Genomic DNA, 15,334 nt, shown 5'->3' with positions numbered 1-15,334 from the left:
GAGCGTCACGCCAGCGTGGCAGCCGCGGCCCGGCGCCACGCTGGCGTGACGCTCGGCGGCGTGGCCAGCCGGCTCACGCCATCTCGCTTGGGAGAAAAGAGCTTTCGGCGGTGCCGAAGCGGATTCCGGTGGCGTCCTTGCCGATCAGCGTCAGCAACGTCACCGCGATGAGCACCGGCACGATCGTCGCGGCCAGCGCAAACGGATAGCCGTGCGACTCGGCCAGGCGTTCCTGGATGGGCAGGTTGAACGCCGCCAGCAGGTTGCCGAGCTGGTAGGTGACGCCGGGGTAGAGGCCCCGGATGGCGTCCGGCGACATCTCGGTCAGGTGGGCGGGGATCACGCCCCAGGCGCCCTGCACGCAGAGCTGCATCAGGAACGAACCGAGGCACAACATCGCCGCGGTGCGCGAATAGGCGAACAGGGGCACGATCGGCAGCCCCAGCAGCGCGCAGAACACGACCGTGGAGCGGCGGCTGACCCGCTGCGAGAGCGTGCCGAAGAACAGGCCGCCGATGATGGCGCCGACGTTGTAGACCACCACGATCCACTTGACGGTCACGCTGGACAGCCCGGCGCCGTGGTTGGCGGTCGCGGTCAGGAAGGTCGGGTAGACGTCCTGGGTGCCGTGGCTCATCCAGTTGAACGCGGTCATCAGCAGCACCAGGTAGCCGAATCGGCGGATGATCGCGGCGTCGCGCAGCACGTCGCGGATCCTGGTGCTGGTGAGCCGCATTCGGTCCTGCGCGGCCTCCCACACCTCGGACTCCTCCACGCGATAGCGGACGATCAGGCTGATCAGCGCCGGGATGATGCTCAGGGCGAACAGCCACCGCCACGACAGCCCCAGCCAATTCATCACCACCAGCGAGGCGACGCTCGCCAGCAGATAGCCGAAGGCGTACCCCTCCTGCAGCAGGCCGGAGAAGAACCCGCGGCGCTCGACGGGAACCTTCTCCATGGCCAGCGCGGCGCCCAGCCCCCACTCGCCGCCCATGCCGATGCCGTACAGCAGCCGCAGGATCACCAGCACGGTGAAATTGGGCGCGAACGCGCACAGGAATCCGACCACCGAGTAGAACATCACGTCCACGATCAGCGGGAGCCGCCGGCCGACGCGGTCGGCCCACAGCCCGAACAGCAGCGCGCCGACGGGCCGCATGATCAGGGTGGCCGTGGTGACGAACGCGACCTCGGCCTTGCTGTGGTGGAACGTCTTGGCGATGTCGGCGTAGACGAGCACGACGATGAAGTAGTCGAAGGCGTCCATCGTCCAGCCCAGCAACGCCGCGATGAACGAATTTCTCTGGTCGGCGGTCAATTTTCTTTGAGGACGCTGCAAAGTCACGTCAGCATCGTGCAGTACCGGGCGGCATTCCGCGAGAGTAAGTTGCCGATACATGCGCATCATCGACGCCGATGGACACGTCGCCGAGAACTCCTCGCTGGCGATCGAAGCGATCAAACGCTGGCCGGAACACGTCAAACCCAGCACCGACGGGCGGTTGCGGCTGACGCTCGAGGGCCGCAACTACCCGGAGGACCAGGGCCCCGGAGCCGGCTGCCCGCCCGAGCACGGCCTCAGCAAGGCACCCGACATCAATTGCCGCTCGCCCGAGGGCGTGCTGGTCGACGCCGACCGCGACCACATCGACACGATGGTGCTGTACCCGAGCATGGGGCTGTGCGCGCCCAGCCTGGAGGACCCCGAATTCGCCGCGGGATTCTCGCGGCTCTACAACCAGTGGATCGCGGATTACTGCGCCTCGTCGGGTGGCCGGTTGCGCGGCGTCGCCGTCGCCCCGATCGAGCACGGCCGGGCGGCCATCGACGTCATGACCGAGGCCAAGGACCTCGGGCTGGTGGCCACCCTCGTCCCGCCGGCGCTCAAGACACGCAACCTCGACCACCCCGATCTGGATCCGTTCTACGCCGCGGCCGTCGACCTCGAGATGCCGCTGGGTATTCACGGCGCCCCGGGCATCCACCTGCCGAAGATCGGCGTGGACCGGTTCACCAACTACATCCAGGTGCACTGCATCAGCTTTCCGTTCGACCAGATGACGGCGATGACCGCGCTGGTTTCCGGCGGCGTCTTCGAGCGCCATCCGCGGTTGCGGGTCGCCTTCCTCGAGGCGGGGGCGGGCTGGGTGCCGTTCTTCGTCGACCGCCTGCACGAGCATTACGAGAAGCGCGGGGATTGGGTCGAGCGCGGCTGGCGCCGCGATCCGCACGAATATCTCAAGGCGGGCAACATCTTTGTGACCTGTGAGCCCGAGGAACCGATCTTGCCGGGCGTGATCGACGTGCTCGGCGCCGACTTCATCATGTTCGCCAGCGATTACCCGCACTGGGACGGCGAATGGCCGGAGAGCACCAAGCACCTGCGCACCCGCGCCGACATCAGCGAGGAGGCGCGCGAAAAGATCGGCGGCCGCAACGCGCAGCGCTTCTACAACCTGAACTGACCGGCTTACTTCTTGGCCGGACCGGTGGCAGGATCTCCCGCATGGGCCCTTTTCTGCTTCGCGCCGCATTGACCGGATTCGCGTTATGGATCGTCACGCTCTTCGTGCACGGGATCAGCTTCGTCGGCGGTGACACGAGGCTGGAGCGGGTCGGCATCATCTTCGTCGTCGCGGTGATCTTCGGTCTGGTCAACGCATTCATCAAGCCGATCGTCCAGTTCCTGTCGATCCCGCTGTACATCCTGACCCTCGGCCTGATCCACATCGTCATCAACGCGTTGATGTTGTGGATCACGGCCTGGATCACCGAACACACCACGCACTGGGGGCTGCAGATCGACCACTTCTGGTGGACGGCGATCTGGGCCGCCATCGTGTTGTCGATCGTGAGCTGGGTGCTGTCGCTGGTGGTTCGCGACGCCGGCCGCCGCGCCCGGGTCTGACGGCTCAGCGGGCCCGCCACCGCGGCGGTCGCTTCTCGGCGAAGGCGCGCGGCCCCTCTTTAGCGTCCTCGGTGGCGAAAACCCGGTCGCTGTGCCGGGTTTCGTTGTCGTAGGCCGCGTCGAGGTCGAGCGCCAAACCCTCGACGGCCGACTGCTTCGTCGCGGAGATCGCCAGCGGGGCGTTGGCCGCGATGCGTTCGGCGTAGTCGTACGCGGTGTCCATCAGCCGGTCCGCCGGGACCACGCGGTTGATCAGCCCCATGGCCAGGGCCCGCTCCGCGTCCACCATGTCGGCGGTCAACAGCAGCTCCATCGCCCACGCGTAGGGCAGCTGGCGCGGCAGCCGCACGGTGGTTCCGCCGCCGGCGAACAGGCCGCGCTTCGGCTCCATGACCGCGAACCGCGCCCCGGGCACGGCGACGCGGATGTCGGTGGAGCTCAACATCTCGAAGCCGCCCGCGACGCAGGTGCCGTTCACGGCCGCGACGATCGGCTTGTACACCGGGAAGCGATGCAGAACGGCGTGGATGGCGTCGTCCTTGTTCCACCCCTCGGGCCTGGGCAGCTCGCCGGTCAGTTCCGGGATGAATTTCTTGAGGTCGGCCCCGGTGCAGAAGTCGTGGCCGACGCCGGTGACCACCGCGACCCAGGCGCGGGTTTCGTCGCGGAACGCCGCCCACGCGTGGGCCAGATCGCGGAAGTGTTCCATGTCCAGCGAGTTGCGCGTCTCGGGGCGGTTGATCGTGATGGTGGCGATGTGGGCGCGCAGCGCGTAGTCGATGCTCACCGCGTAGCTCCCGCTCTGGACGGCGAGCAGACGCGGAATCGCACTCTTCCGCGCCGGTTTGTGCGAGTCTGCGTCTGCTCACCGGTTGCTATCTTTGCGAGGATAGCCGCCGAAGCACGCGACAGGGCTAGCGATCGTCCGCGACCAGCCGCACCACGTCGCGCGCGCAACCCCAGGACAAGGTCACGCCGTTGCTGCTGTGGCCGTAGTTGTGGACGCACCGCGCCCGCCCGAGCGGCTCAACCTCCACGCGCACCGACGGGCGGTCGGGGCGCAGCCCGGTGATCGTCTCGATCACGTCGGCCTCCCCGAGCCGGGGCTCGACGAGGCGGCAGCGCCGCAGGATGCGATCGCTCACCTCGGGGTCCGGGGTGGTGTCCCAGCGGCCGGGGATGCTGATGCCGCCGCACACCACGCGCTCGGGGTGGGGAAAGTAGCAGGTCCATTCCGGGCCAGCGTTGATCTCCAGAAACAGTTGCCGCAGGCCGGGATTGGTGAGGACGACGTGCTGGCCGAACAGCGGCCGCACCGTGTCGTCGCCCGCCAGCGCGCCGGCCGCGAGGCCGGCGCAGTTGACGACTATCGGCGCGGTGTCGGCGGCCTCGGCCAGCGACCGCACCGGGCGCTCCTCGATTGGGCAGCCGGCGGCGGCCAGCCGCCGTGTCAGGTAAGCGAGGTAGCGCGGCATGTCGATCATCGGCAAGGTCGCGCGGAAGCCGGTGCCGTAGCCCTCCGGGACGTCGGCGGGGTCGGCCGGCCGCAGGTCGGGGACCAGGCCGGTCGCGGGCGACGTCGCCTCGATGAATTCGCCGACGATCAGCGCCGGCGCCATCCGCACCCCGGTGCCGGGGTCGTTGGCCAGGTCCCGAAACACCCGTAGGGAGTGTTCGGTCCAGCCCAGCGTCGTGGCGGCCCGTTCGGCCGGCCGCGGCGGCGCCCACACCGCACCGGCCACGGCCGAGGTCGTCTGCCGCGGCATCGCCGCCGCCCACACCCGCACCGGCCAGCCCGCCTCGGCCAGGCGTATGGCCGACGTCAATCCGCTGACGCCGGCACCGACGACGACGATCTGTTGCGGGTCACCCGCCACGTCGGCAAGCTCCCGTCAGGGATGGGGGGCTTGCTGGCCATTCTGGCCGCCGAGCAGCCCGTTGAGGATGCCGAGGGTGCCCTGCACACCGGGAGGCGGTGTGTTGGCGGGCGGAGTGGCATCGGGAGTCAGCTGCCAGGGCTGGCAGCCCGACGTCTTGAACGATTTGTCGGTCGGATCGATCTGCACGACCTGTGGCTTTTTGCTCAGGGCGTTATCGATGAGGTTGCCGTCGGGGTTGCCCTGCCGCTTCCAGTAGCAGGTGCCGTTGCCGACGGGCCCCGCGGAGCTGTATATGCCCGGCGCGATGTCGGTCCCCACCGCGTACGTGCCGTCGTGGTCGATGGTCGTCTTCGGTGCGGGCGGCGGCGTCGGCTCCGGGTCGGCGCCGGCGACAGCCGCGGACGCGGCCCAGCCCGCCAGCAGCAGGCCGGCGGCGGCCAATCGTGCCGCGACGGGTGTTCCCGCCCTAAACCCCATAGAGCAGAAGCCTACCGGGGTGAGCAGCCCATTTCACGCCGGTGGCGCCATCCGCACCCCGAGCACCGGTTGCCTGCCTCGACCGTTGTTGAAGCCCGGCGACCACGGCCAGCGTCCACGCCAGTCGGCCCACACCAGTTGCAGACCCCGCACGTCGCCGCCATAGAGGGCGATCGCGGCGTTCATGTGCACGTCGGGGTGTTCGACCTCGACGACTTCGATAAGGGTCGGGCCCGGGAGGGTGAGCCGGGCGCCGGGTTTGGGCGCGTCGACGTCCCAGGCCACCTCGGCCGCCGCGTCGGCGATGCCGCCCAACAGGTCGAGCGCCCGCTGCGGCGAGACGCCGGTCATCAAGAACTCGGGCAACTCGTGACGGGTGAGGCCGATGGTGTATGCGTACGGAACCCGATCGTCCTCGACGTACTGCACCGTCCAGCCTCGGCCGCGGATCTTCCCGCGGATCAGGTCGAGGTAGTCGTCCACGGTGCTGTCCGGGTGGTCACACATCCAGCACATTGCAAGTCCCCTTTCATCGTGCTTACCGCCACGATGCACGGGGGGTCTGACATTGATGGGACGACGACGGCCGCGGCGCACCTACCCGCGGCGAGACCGGTTGCGATGTCGGGGGATAACGAAGCCTGGCCCGAAAGCTGGCCTAGGTCAGCCGGCGTACCTTGCCGGCGTAGCCCAGCGCGTGCTCGTACGTTTCGAGGTTGTCGCGCGAAGGTACTTGGGCACCTCGAAGATGCAGGTGCGGACCAGGCCCTCGCCGGCTTCGTTGCCTTCGTTGAGGATTTCCATGCTGCCGGTGGGCCACGTGAGGACCCGGGGCCGCGGGGCGTTCGGCGGCGCCGGCGGGTGCAGGACGCGCCAGACCTTCTTCGGCGGCGCATCGACGTGGAATCGCACGGTGTAGGACCGCATCAGCGTTCTCCCCAGCCGTCCCAATAGGTGCACTCGAGTATCACGTCGCGACGGACCGGCCGGGTCAGGTCGAGGCGTTTGCGCACCGCGCGCGTCGTGGTCAGCAATTCGTCGACCGCTGCGATGTCCATCCGGTCCTTCCGCTCGACCGTGAAGACCAGTACCGCTCCGAGGAAACCAGATTCTCGGCGCGAATGTCTAGGTCACCCACCGTGCGTAATTGTGCATATCCGGACCTCGTTATACCGTCCGTGAGGCGAAGGGCGTTCAGACGGGCAGCGCCCGGTGTGGGAGGTCACGGGCGTGCTGTTCATGCACGAGGTCCACAAGGTCCGCGGGCGCGCCGAAGACGACTTCGAGGCCGCATTTCGGGAGGGCTGGATGCCCATGCTCGCCGAGGGCGACGACGCCCGGTTGCTGTGGTACACCAACCAGGCGCACGGCAGCGGCCCCGCCTACACCGTGATCACGGTGACCGCGGTTCGCGACGGCGCGGCATGGGAACGACTGACCAAGCGGGTCCAGAAGGGCGACCTGCAGGAATGGATGCGCAACCTCGACGCGCTGCGCCATGAGGTCGACGCGAAGCTGCTGGTGCCGCTCCCGTGGTCGCCGCTGAGGGAGGTCTCGCTCGACGAGGTTCCGGTCGACGGGCGAGAGCACGAGATGAGCCTCTACATGGAAGACACCATGTGGCCCTACGAGGACAAGTTCGAGGAATACATCGTCAGATGCGGTGAGGTATACGCCAAGAGCCTCGAAGAGCCGTCGTCCATGCTGTCAATACACGCCGCATTCCAGCCCGCCCTCGGCAGCCACGTGCGCCGCGAGGTGATCCTGATGCAGCGGATCAGCCGGCCCGAGGCGCTGCTGGATCTGCTCCGGACCCACATCCCCGCCGAGTACCGCGCCCCCGGGACCTGGTTGCACGACGCGCTCGACCTGCGCGATCAGTGGACCACCCGGTTGCTGCGGACGTCGGAGTGGTCCCCCCTGCATTAGCCGCGGTTCAGGCGAGCGGCGCCAGGCCCGAACGAAGCAGATCCAGGCTCGCGGTCACCAGCTCGCCCAGGTCGCCCGCGCAGCCGTTGCGGCCCCAATTCTCCACTGCCACAACGAGGGCGGCGGCCAAAGCGGAGCCAGCGACCTCTGCGCCGAGGTCGATGCCCGGGACGTCCGAATTGCGGTCCCTGACGAAGCCGGTCAGCACTCGGGCGAACGACGATTGCACCACCCGAAGGTGGCTCGCGATGCGGTCCGCGCTGATCAACTCCGCGCGGGCCGTCGCCGCCTGGCGCACCACTTCGAGGTCGTGCGGGAACGCCGCGACGCTCGCCAGCACCGCGTCGAAGAGTGACTCGGCGGCCGGACGCCGCGCGAGCGCCTCGGCCAGCCATTCCAGGTGCGTCTCGTAGTCCTGGAACAGCACCGCCTCCTTGGTCGGGAAATGGCGGAAGAAGGTGCGTTCGGTGACGCCGGCCTCGCGGGCCAGCTCGGTCACGGTCACGTTCGCGAATCCCTTGCGGGCGAAGCTCTTCAACGCCGCTTGGCGGAGCGCCTCGTGCGTCGAGCGCCGGCGTTGTTGGTGACGGTTTGTCGGCTTACCAACGAGCACTGCCATGTCGCCGCGATCGTATCCCAGCCCTCCGCGACCCGTCAGCACTGACACCTTTCAATTATGTCAGTACTGACATATTCTTGGCACGCGCTCGCCCGAGGGAGGACGAACCAGGATCATGGGCAAGACGGACTATGACGCGATCGTCGTCGGGGCCGGACACAACGGACTGACCGCCGCCGCGGTCCTACAGCGCGCGGGCCTGCGCACGCTGTGCCTGGAAGCCAACACCTACGCGGGGGGCATGGCCGCGACCGTCGAATTGATCGACGGCTTCCGGTACGAGATCGCCGGTTCGGTGCAGTTCCCGACGGCGAGCCAGATCACCAAGGAGCTCGGCCTCGACACGCTGCCCACGGTGGAGCCGGAGGTGATGTCCACCAACATCGGCGAAGCGGGCGAGGAGCCGATGGTCTTCTACCGCGACCCGATCCAACTGATGACGCACCTCGGCGAAAAGCACGGCGTCGAGGCCGTCACCGGCATGGCCGAGCTGATCGGCTGGAGCCAGGGGCCCGCAAAAGCGTTGGGCCGCTTCGATGTGCGCCAGCCGCCCAAGACGCTCGACGAGATGTATGCCTGCGCGGCCAACGAGGCCGAACGCCGGGCGATTCACGAAATGCTGTTCGGCTCGGCGATGGATGTGATCGACCGATTCCTGCCCGACAAGGACAAGCACGCGGTCATGCGGGGGATGCTCGCGTTTCTGGCCGTCAACTCCACCTACCGCGGTCCCTACACGCCGGGCAGCGCCGCCTGCCTGGCGTTCGCCCTGGCGGTCCCCCAGGACGGCGCGGCGATGATGACCAAGCTCAAGGGCGGCATCGGCGCGCTCACCGAGCACCTGCGCGAGCTGTTCATCGCCCACGGCGGCGAGATCCGATTCCGCGCGAAGGCGGAGCAGATTCTCGTCGACCGCGACGCGGTGACCGGCGTACGACTGCGTGACGGGTCGACGATCACCGCTCCGATCGTGGTGTCCAACCTTTCGCCCGACGTCACCCTCACCGAGTTGATCGCGCCGGAACACGTTCCGGCGGAACTGGTCTCACGGGTGTCGGGCCGCGATCACCGGGCCTCCTTCGTGCAGATCCACTTCGCCCTCGACGGGCTGCCCGAATTCGCCCCGCCCCACGAGCTGCTGAACGAGGCCGGCATGCAACAGTCGGTCGGCATCTTCGGCTCGCCGGAAGAGCAGCAGCTGCAGTGGGAGACCTGCCGCCGGGGCGTCGTCCCGGGCAACCCGTCGATGGGCCTGCAGATCCCGTCCGTGCACGATCCGGGCCTCGCGCCGCCCGGCAAACACGCCGCGAGCGCCTTCGCCTACGCCTTCCCGGTCGAGGCCGGCCGCGACCAGCATGGCCACCTGAAAAACGAGATGGCACAACGCGTTATCGACAAGATCACCAGGTTCGCCCCGAACTTCAAGGACATCGTGATCCGCCATATCACCTTTGCGCCGTACCACATGAACACCATGTTCGGCGCTCCCGCCGGCGATTTCTGCCACGGGCTGTTGCACCCGGACCTGATGGGGCCCAATCGCCCCGGGCCCACGGGCTTCCTCGATTGTCCGATCCCGATCGCCGGCCTCTACCTCGGCGGCGCGGGATGCCATGGCGGACCGGGCATCACGTTCACTCCCGGCTATAACGCAGCCTATCGGGCGCTCGACGACATCGCCTGAGCGTCAGCCTCCAAACGTTCCGGTGAATTGCGCCTGCCCCGCCGTGGCCTGCGCGATCGCCTGTGCCGCTGGCGCCCCAACGAGTCCCGGGGGGAGCTGGAACGTGGCGGGAAGCTGGTAGAGGGTGAACCGGTAGTGGTGCACCCCGGAGCCCGCGGGCGGGCAGGGCCCGCTGTAGCCGGCCTGGCCGGCCGAGTTCGGCAGGCTGCTTCCCCCGGCGGGAGTCTGGCCGTCCCCGGTGTTTCCGGGGCCGGGCGGGATTCCGACCACGATCCAGTGGATGTAGGGCCCGCGCGGGGCGTCCGGGTCGTCGATCACCAGCGCCGCCCCCAACGGCGCCGACCACGTCAACGGCGGCGCTACGTTGGCGCCCTTGCACGTGTACTGCGCGGGGATCGGCGCGCCGTCGGGAAACGCGGGACTGCTGATCGTCAGTGGCCCGCCGGCGGGCGCCTCCGCGATGGTCCGACCGAGGGTCGTCACCTTCGGCGTCAGCGGGACCGCCATGTGGCTGCCACCGCGGCCGTCGCAGCCGACCAGCGCACCCAGGAGTGCCAGCCCGCCGATGACCGATGCGATTCGGTGAAATGTGCTCGCCAGTGTCGATTCCATAGGGACAGTGTCGCTCCCGAACCGCGACTCGGGAAGCGCGGCTCGGGGCTGTCACCCCTGATTGAACCGCCGCTTCCGGGGATAAACTCACGTTCAGCGGAATCATGCTGAAGAGGAGCGCAACCCATGGCCATCATCGACTCGGACACCCAGGTCCGCACGCCGTTCGAACAGGACGTCGAGGCCACGCAACGATACTTTGACGGCTCGCGTTTCAAGGGGATCACCCGCCTCTACACGGCCCGGCAAGTCGCGGAGCAGCGCGGCACGATCGCGACCGACTACACCGTCGCGCGCGAAGCGGCCGGGCCCTTCTATGACCGGCTGCGCGAACTCTTCGCGGCGAAGAAGAGCATTACGACGTTCGGTCCCTACTCGCCCGGCCAGGCGGTAAGCATGAAGCGGATAGGGATCGAGGCGATCTACCTCGGCGGCTGGGCGACCTCGGCCAAGGGCTCCACCACCGAGGATCCCGGTCCAGACCTCGCCAGCTACCCGCTGAGCCAGGTGCCCGACGACGCCGCGGTGCTGGTGCGCGCCCTCCTCACCGCCGACCGAAATCAGCAGTACCAGCGCCTGCACATGAGCGAGCAGCAGCGCGACACGGCCCCGGCCTATGACTATCGGCCGTTCATCATCGCCGACGCCGACACCGGCCACGGCGGCGACCCGCACGTGCGCAATCTGATCCGCCGTTTCGTCGAGGTCGGGGTGCCGGGATACCACATCGAGGACCAGCGCCCGGGCACCAAGAAATGCGGCCATCAGGGCGGCAAGGTCCTGGTGCCCTCCGACGAACAGATCAAGCGCCTCAACGCCGCCCGGTTCCAGCTCGACGTCATGCGGGTGCCCGGGATCATCGTCGCGCGCACCGACGCCGAGGCGGCCAACCTGCTGGACAGCCGCGCCGACGAACGCGACCAGCCGTTCCTCCTCGGCGCGACCAACCTGAACATCCCCTCCTACAAGGCCTGCTTCCTGGCGCTCGTCCGGCGCTTCTACGAGCTGGGCGTCAAGGAACTGAATGGGCATCTCCTCTACGCGATGGCCGACTCCGAGTACGCCGGCGCCACCGCCTGGCTTGAGCGCCAAGGCATCCAGGGCCTGATCTCCGACGCCGTCAACGCCTGGCGGGAGAACGGCAAGCAATCGATCGACGACCTCTTCGACCAGGTCGAGTCGCGGTTCGTCGCCGCCTGGGAGGACGACGCCGGGCTGATGAGCTACGGCGAAGCCATCGCGGAGGTGCTCGCCTTCGGAGAGAGCGAAGACGAGCCGGCGAGCATGACTCCCGACGAGTGGCGCCAATTCGCCCAGCGTGCGTCGCTGTACGAGGCGAAGGACAAGGCGAAGGAACTGGGCGTCGACTCCCCGTGGGACTGCGAGCTGGCGAAGACCCCGGAGGGCTACTACCAGATCCGCGGCGGCATTCCCTATGCGATCGCCAAGTCGCTGGCGGCGGCGCCGTTCGCCGACATCCTGTGGATGGAGACCAAGACCGCCGATCTCGCCGACGCCCGGCAGTTCGCCGAGGCCATCCACGCCGAGTTCCCCGACCAGATGCTGGCCTACAACCTGTCGCCGTCGTTCAATTGGGACACCACCGGCATGACCGACGAGGAGATGAAGCGCTTCCCCGAGGAGCTCGGCAAGATGGGCTTCGTCTTCAACTTCATCACCTACGGCGGGCACCAGATCGACGGCGTCGCCGCCGAGGAGTTCGCCACCGCGCTGCGGCAGGACGGCATGCTGGCGCTGGCTCGCCTGCAGCGCAAGATGCGCCTCGTCGAGTCCCCCTACCGCACGCCGCAGACCCTGGTCGGCGGGCCGCGCAGCGACGCCGCGCTGGCCGCCTCCTCGGGCCGCACGGCGACCACCAAGGCCATGGGGAAGGGCTCGACCCAGCACCAGCACCTGGTGCAGACCGAGGTGCCGAAGAAACTGCTGGAGGAATGGCTGACGTTGTGGAGCGAGCACTACCAGCTCGGCGAGAAGCTGCGCGTGCAGCTGCGGCCCCGGCGCGCCGGCTCGGACGTGCTCGTGCTCGGGATCTACGGCGACGGGGACGAGCAGCTGGCCAACGTCGTGTTCGATCCCATCAAGGACCGCCACGGCCGCAGCATCCTCACCGTGCGCGATCAGAACACCTTCGCCGAGAAGCTGCGCCAGAAGCGGCTGATGACCCTGATTCACCTGTGGCTCGTCCACCGGTTCAAGGCCGACGCGGTGTACTACGTCACGCCGACCGAGGACAACCTGTACCAGACCTCAAAGATGAAGTCCCACGGCATCTTCAGCGAGGTCAACCAGGAGGTCGGCGAGATCATCGTCGCCGAGGTGAATCACCCCCGCATCGAGGAGCTGCTCACGCCCGACCGCGTGGCGCTGCGGAAGCTGATCACCAAGGAAGGGTAGGGGGCTCCGTCGGGCTACCAACTGCTAAGTGCCGGGCGCCCCAATCCCGTTTGCGCCGAGGCCTGCCGGGGTACGGACAGGTGGACTGCAGAAGTGTGGCGTGAGTGGAGAGTGGGGAACCTGATGAGGACTGGCGTTCGAACCGCGGCCGCTCTTTTCGGCGGCGCGGCCATGCTCGTGTTGGCGGTCGGATGTGGCGGCGGCAACAAGGGACCAAGTAACAGTACGACGCCGACGACCACTCCTTCGTCCAGCGTGGCGCCTGCGCCGTCCACAGCACCAGGCGGCGGCGGACCGGGCGGGGGCGGAGGCGGCGTTCCCGGCGGCCCGACCGGCGGTGGCGGGCCGGGCGGGGGCGGCGGCAGCATTCCTGGCGGCCCCACCGGTGGCGGCGGACCCGGCGGTGGGGGCGGCAGCATTCCCGGCGTCGGTGGCGGCGGCGGGGGACCGGGTGGCGGCGGCGGCTGCATCGGCAACGTCTGCGGCGGCAGCCCCTAAGGCACCGCTCGCGACTCCTCGCCCGGCGCGGGCACGTTGAGTTATGGTTCTGCGCAACTCGACTGCAAGGGGACCGCAATGTCCAGGCTGAGGTTCGGTTATTTCATCGCCCCATTCCATCGCGCCGGCACCAATCCGACCCTGGCCCTCCAGCGCGACCTGGACTTCGTCGAGCATCTCGACGCCCTCGGCTTCGACGAAGTGTGGTTGGGCGAGCACCACTCCGCCGGCAGCGAAATCATCAGCTCCCCGGAGATCTTCATCGCCGCCGCCGCCGAGCGCGCCAAGCGCATTCGGTTTGGTACCGGGGTCATTTCGCTCGCCTACCACAACCCGCTCTGGGTCGCGGACCGGCTGATGCTGCTGGACCACCTCACCCATGGCCGCGTGATCGGCGGGGTGGGGCCGGGCTCACTGCCCACCGACTCCGCCATGATCGGACTCACCCCCACCGACACGCGCGAGCTTCTCGAAACCAACCTCGACATCGTCGTCCGGTTGCTGGCGGGGGAGACGGTGAGCGCCAAAACCGCCACGCACCAGCTATTCGACGCCCGGTTGCAGCTCGCCCCCTACTCCGACGGCGGAATACCGCTGGCGGTCGCCGCGGTCGCCTCGCCCACGGGTGCCCGGTTGGCCGGCAAGCACGGCATCGGCCTGCTCTCGATCGGGGCGACGCTGATCGTTGAGGGCTTCGACGCGCTCGCCTACCACTGGGGCATCGTCGAAGAACGGGCGGCGGCCTTCGGCACGCAGGTCGACCGCAAGGACTGGAGCCTGGTCGGGCCGTTCCACATCGCCGAGACCGACGAACAGGCGCGCGCCGACGTGAAATTCGGCATCGAGCCGTGGTTCCGGTACTTCCAGAAGGTGGCCGCCTTCCCGCAGATGACCATGCCGGGTGAGCGGCTCGACGAGATGATCGACATCATCAACGACAACGGCGCCGGAGTCATCGGCACCCCGGAGCGGGCGCGGGCGCAGGTGCAGCGGCTGTGGGACCAGTCCGGCGGCTTCGGCTGCATGCTGCAGATGGGCCACGAGTGGGCCAATCCGGCCGCAACCAAACGCTCCGCCGAATTGTTCGCCGCCGAAGTCATGCCGCACTTTCAAGGCCAGGCGCAACCGACGCTGGACGCCGCCGCGCGCGCCGGTCAGGTGCGCGACGACCTCGCGCAGACGCAGCTGCAGGCGATCGAGCACATGACCAAGAAGTATCAGGACGAGGTCGGTTCGACGTAACGGCTCGGGGGCGCGTGTTCTCATAACCGGGCGATAGCCGCTTCCCAGCGTGCGGCTAGCCAAGAGGCGCAAACCTGAAGGATGACCACCACCCCTCACCGGCAATGCGGTAAAACCCCTGCGAGCGGCGCACGGTTGCGAATGGTGCGACTGCTTGTCGCCGGCGCCACGGCCCTCGCGATGCTCGCGCTGTTCGACGTGGCGCGGCCCGACACCCCGGGCGCGGTGCTCGGATCGGGCGGCGTCCGCCTGGCCGATGTCGGCCGGCAATTGCCCCAGACCCCGCCGGGCCTTTCGGGCGGCTTCGCCGCCGATGACAGCGACGACCAGGCCCAGCAACAGGAACAGCTGGCCCTGCAAGAGATGCAACAGGCCCAGCAGCAGGCCGAGGAACAAAACGAACAGGCCGAGCAGCAATTCGAACAAGGCATGCAGCAGGCTCAGATGGACGAGCAGCAAGCCAACAACCCGTAGACCCGTGTCCAGACGTGGCGGCCGCGTGAGGCGGCCGTCACGCGTTTCCAAACCCGTTGGGCCGCAAGGGTAAACGCTACCGCGCGCCGCCCGGCTCGCGCTCGGCCGCCCTCACCAGCCGGCCGGCAAAAAACCGCACCGCACCGCCCAGCGCGGCCCGCATCACCGGGCCCGTCCCGCGGATCCCTTCCACAAACGAGCCGGTCCAGCGGATGTCGGTGCCGCCCGCCGGATTCGGGGTGAGGACCACCTCGCCGCGGTAATCCTTGGCGGGGCTCGCCGGCCCAACCAGCTTGTAGGCGTGGCGGCGATCCTGCTCGTACTCGACGGTCTCCTCCTGCACCAGGAAGGGCCACATTCCCACCTTGCGGATGGCGCCGACGCCGCCCGGTGCCGGATCACCCTGCCGCGCCCAGCTCGACTGAAGGACGATCGGCTTGGCCCACGTCGACCAGTTGGCGCCGTCGGTCACCAGCCGGAACAACGTCTCGGCGGGAGCGCTACTGGTCCGGTTGATTTCGAACGAGAACTGACGACCCGACATGCCCGACTCCCTGGTGACGACCGCAGACCGGCCCGATTGGCTGCTGCTG

At 68.4% G+C, this 15,334-nt stretch carries 16 protein-coding genes and 2 pseudogenes; 8 read left to right on the top strand and 10 right to left on the bottom strand.

The window, feature by feature from the left end; all coding sequences use genetic code 11:
• Positions 1-73: 73 nt before the first annotated feature.
• Positions 74-1,411 (bottom strand): sialate:H+ symport family MFS transporter, encoded by a 1,338-nt coding sequence (locus tag G6N25_RS20815; protein ID WP_372506739.1) that lies wholly within the window; start codon positions 1,409-1,411, stop codon positions 74-76.
• On the opposite strand from G6N25_RS20815, the gene G6N25_RS20810 reads away from it, so the two are divergent.
• Positions 1,401-2,468, top strand: a complete 1,068-nt coding sequence (locus G6N25_RS20810; protein WP_083077275.1) for an amidohydrolase family protein — start codon at positions 1,401-1,403, stop codon at positions 2,466-2,468. The two genes, G6N25_RS20815 and G6N25_RS20810, sit on opposite strands and share 11 nt — an antisense overlap.
• Positions 2,469-2,509: 41 nt before the next feature.
• Positions 2,510-2,911, top strand: a complete 402-nt coding sequence (locus tag G6N25_RS20805; RefSeq protein WP_083011129.1) for a phage holin family protein — start codon at positions 2,510-2,512, stop codon at positions 2,909-2,911.
• Positions 2,912-2,915: 4 nt separating this feature from the next.
• Here the strand turns inward: G6N25_RS20805 and G6N25_RS20800 are convergent, their stop codons facing one another.
• From G6N25_RS20800 to G6N25_RS20775, 6 genes and pseudogenes are all read right to left on the bottom strand, one after another.
• Positions 2,916-3,698 (bottom strand): enoyl-CoA hydratase/isomerase family protein, encoded by a 783-nt coding sequence (locus G6N25_RS20800; RefSeq protein WP_083077273.1) that lies wholly within the window; start codon positions 3,696-3,698, stop codon positions 2,916-2,918.
• Between the two features lie 127 nt (positions 3,699-3,825).
• Positions 3,826-4,788, bottom strand: a complete 963-nt coding sequence (locus G6N25_RS20795) for an FAD-dependent oxidoreductase (protein ID WP_083077272.1) — start codon at positions 4,786-4,788, stop codon at positions 3,826-3,828.
• 15 nt (positions 4,789-4,803) lie between these two features.
• Positions 4,804-5,268, bottom strand: a complete 465-nt coding sequence (locus tag G6N25_RS20790; protein ID WP_083077270.1) for a hypothetical protein — start codon at positions 5,266-5,268, stop codon at positions 4,804-4,806.
• 33 nt (positions 5,269-5,301) lie between these two features.
• Positions 5,302-5,775: a DUF4262 domain-containing protein gene (locus G6N25_RS20785; protein ID WP_142272871.1), complete on the bottom strand. Its 474-nt coding sequence runs from the start codon at positions 5,773-5,775 to the stop codon at positions 5,302-5,304.
• Positions 5,776-5,994: 219 nt separating this feature from the next.
• A pseudogene (locus G6N25_RS20780) lies at positions 5,995-6,195 on the bottom strand (SRPBCC family protein); the annotation flags it as partial.
• Positions 6,196-6,224: 29 nt separating this feature from the next.
• Positions 6,225-6,326: pseudogene (locus G6N25_RS20775) on the bottom strand (nitroreductase family protein); the annotation flags it as partial.
• Positions 6,327-6,480: 154 nt separating this feature from the next.
• Here G6N25_RS20775 and G6N25_RS20770 point away from each other — a divergent pair.
• A complete protein-coding gene (locus G6N25_RS20770; RefSeq protein ID WP_232065871.1) occupies positions 6,481-7,197 on the top strand; it encodes a hypothetical protein in 717 nt (238 codons plus the stop codon).
• A 7-nt stretch (positions 7,198-7,204) separates the two neighbouring features.
• Here the strand turns inward: G6N25_RS20770 and G6N25_RS20765 are convergent, their stop codons facing one another.
• Positions 7,205-7,816, bottom strand: coding sequence for a TetR/AcrR family transcriptional regulator (locus G6N25_RS20765; RefSeq protein WP_083077289.1), 612 nt, complete (start codon positions 7,814-7,816; stop codon positions 7,205-7,207).
• A gap of 115 nt (positions 7,817-7,931) precedes the next feature.
• On the opposite strand from G6N25_RS20765, the gene G6N25_RS20760 reads away from it, so the two are divergent.
• Positions 7,932-9,500, top strand: a complete 1,569-nt coding sequence (locus G6N25_RS20760; RefSeq protein WP_083077267.1) for a phytoene desaturase family protein — start codon at positions 7,932-7,934, stop codon at positions 9,498-9,500.
• A 3-nt stretch (positions 9,501-9,503) separates the two neighbouring features.
• Here G6N25_RS20760 and G6N25_RS20755 read toward each other — a convergent pair whose 3' ends face one another.
• Complete coding sequence (locus tag G6N25_RS20755) at positions 9,504-10,112, bottom strand: YbhB/YbcL family Raf kinase inhibitor-like protein (protein WP_083077266.1); 609 nt, start codon at positions 10,110-10,112, stop codon at positions 9,504-9,506.
• Between the two features lie 126 nt (positions 10,113-10,238).
• Between G6N25_RS20755 and aceA the strand changes: the two genes are divergently transcribed.
• The 4 genes from aceA (at position 10,239) to G6N25_RS20735 (ending at position 14,741) form a co-directional block, all read left to right on the top strand.
• The gene (gene aceA / locus G6N25_RS20750; RefSeq protein ID WP_083077264.1) at positions 10,239-12,527 is read left to right on the top strand and encodes an isocitrate lyase ICL2; all 2,289 of its coding nucleotides are present in this window, start codon (positions 10,239-10,241) and stop codon (positions 12,525-12,527) included.
• A gap of 123 nt (positions 12,528-12,650) precedes the next feature.
• Complete coding sequence (locus G6N25_RS20745) at positions 12,651-13,025, top strand: hypothetical protein (RefSeq protein WP_163672513.1); 375 nt, start codon at positions 12,651-12,653, stop codon at positions 13,023-13,025.
• Positions 13,026-13,103: 78 nt separating this feature from the next.
• Positions 13,104-14,267 carry an LLM class flavin-dependent oxidoreductase gene (locus G6N25_RS20740; RefSeq protein WP_083072562.1) on the top strand — a complete coding sequence of 388 codons (1,164 nt, stop codon included), beginning with the start codon at positions 13,104-13,106 and terminating at the stop codon, positions 14,265-14,267.
• Positions 14,268-14,348: 81 nt separating this feature from the next.
• On the top strand, positions 14,349-14,741 hold the full coding sequence (locus tag G6N25_RS20735) for a hypothetical protein (protein ID WP_142272480.1): 393 nt from the start codon (positions 14,349-14,351) through the stop codon (positions 14,739-14,741).
• Positions 14,742-14,817: 76 nt separating this feature from the next.
• Here the strand turns inward: G6N25_RS20735 and G6N25_RS20730 are convergent, their stop codons facing one another.
• Entirely contained in the window at positions 14,818-15,285 is a 468-nt protein-coding gene (locus G6N25_RS20730; protein WP_083072560.1) for an SRPBCC family protein, read from the bottom strand.
• Between the last annotated feature and the right edge of the window lie 49 nt (positions 15,286-15,334).

Origin of the sequence: Mycobacterium heidelbergense (assembly GCF_010730745.1) — a bacterium.
GTDB lineage: Bacteria > Actinomycetota > Actinomycetes > Mycobacteriales > Mycobacteriaceae > Mycobacterium > Mycobacterium heidelbergense.
Note: the sequence above shows the minus strand (reverse complement) of the source record. Positions and strands in the feature narration are given on the sequence as shown.

Coding starts and splice junctions, on each gene's coding strand:
- G6N25_RS20810 (WP_083077275.1), top strand. CDS start 1,401: ATGCGCATCATCGACGCCGATGGACACGTCGCCGAGAACTCCTCGCTG.
- G6N25_RS20815 (WP_372506739.1), bottom strand. CDS start 1,411: ATGATGCGCATGTATCGGCAACTTACTCTCGCGGAATGCCGCCCGGTA.
- G6N25_RS20805 (WP_083011129.1), top strand. CDS start 2,510: ATGGGCCCTTTTCTGCTTCGCGCCGCATTGACCGGATTCGCGTTATGG.
- G6N25_RS20790 (WP_083077270.1), bottom strand. CDS start 5,268: ATGGGGTTTAGGGCGGGAACACCCGTCGCGGCACGATTGGCCGCCGCC.
- G6N25_RS20785 (WP_142272871.1), bottom strand. CDS start 5,775: ATGTGTGACCACCCGGACAGCACCGTGGACGACTACCTCGACCTGATC.
- G6N25_RS20765 (WP_083077289.1), bottom strand. CDS start 7,816: ATGGCAGTGCTCGTTGGTAAGCCGACAAACCGTCACCAACAACGCCGG.
- G6N25_RS20760 (WP_083077267.1), top strand. CDS start 7,932: ATGGGCAAGACGGACTATGACGCGATCGTCGTCGGGGCCGGACACAAC.
- G6N25_RS20755 (WP_083077266.1), bottom strand. CDS start 10,112: ATGGAATCGACACTGGCGAGCACATTTCACCGAATCGCATCGGTCATC.
- aceA (WP_083077264.1), top strand. CDS start 10,239: ATGGCCATCATCGACTCGGACACCCAGGTCCGCACGCCGTTCGAACAG.
- G6N25_RS20745 (WP_163672513.1), top strand. CDS start 12,651: ATGAGGACTGGCGTTCGAACCGCGGCCGCTCTTTTCGGCGGCGCGGCC.
- G6N25_RS20740 (WP_083072562.1), top strand. CDS start 13,104: ATGTCCAGGCTGAGGTTCGGTTATTTCATCGCCCCATTCCATCGCGCC.
- G6N25_RS20735 (WP_142272480.1), top strand. CDS start 14,349: ATGACCACCACCCCTCACCGGCAATGCGGTAAAACCCCTGCGAGCGGC.
- G6N25_RS20730 (WP_083072560.1), bottom strand. CDS start 15,285: ATGTCGGGTCGTCAGTTCTCGTTCGAAATCAACCGGACCAGTAGCGCT.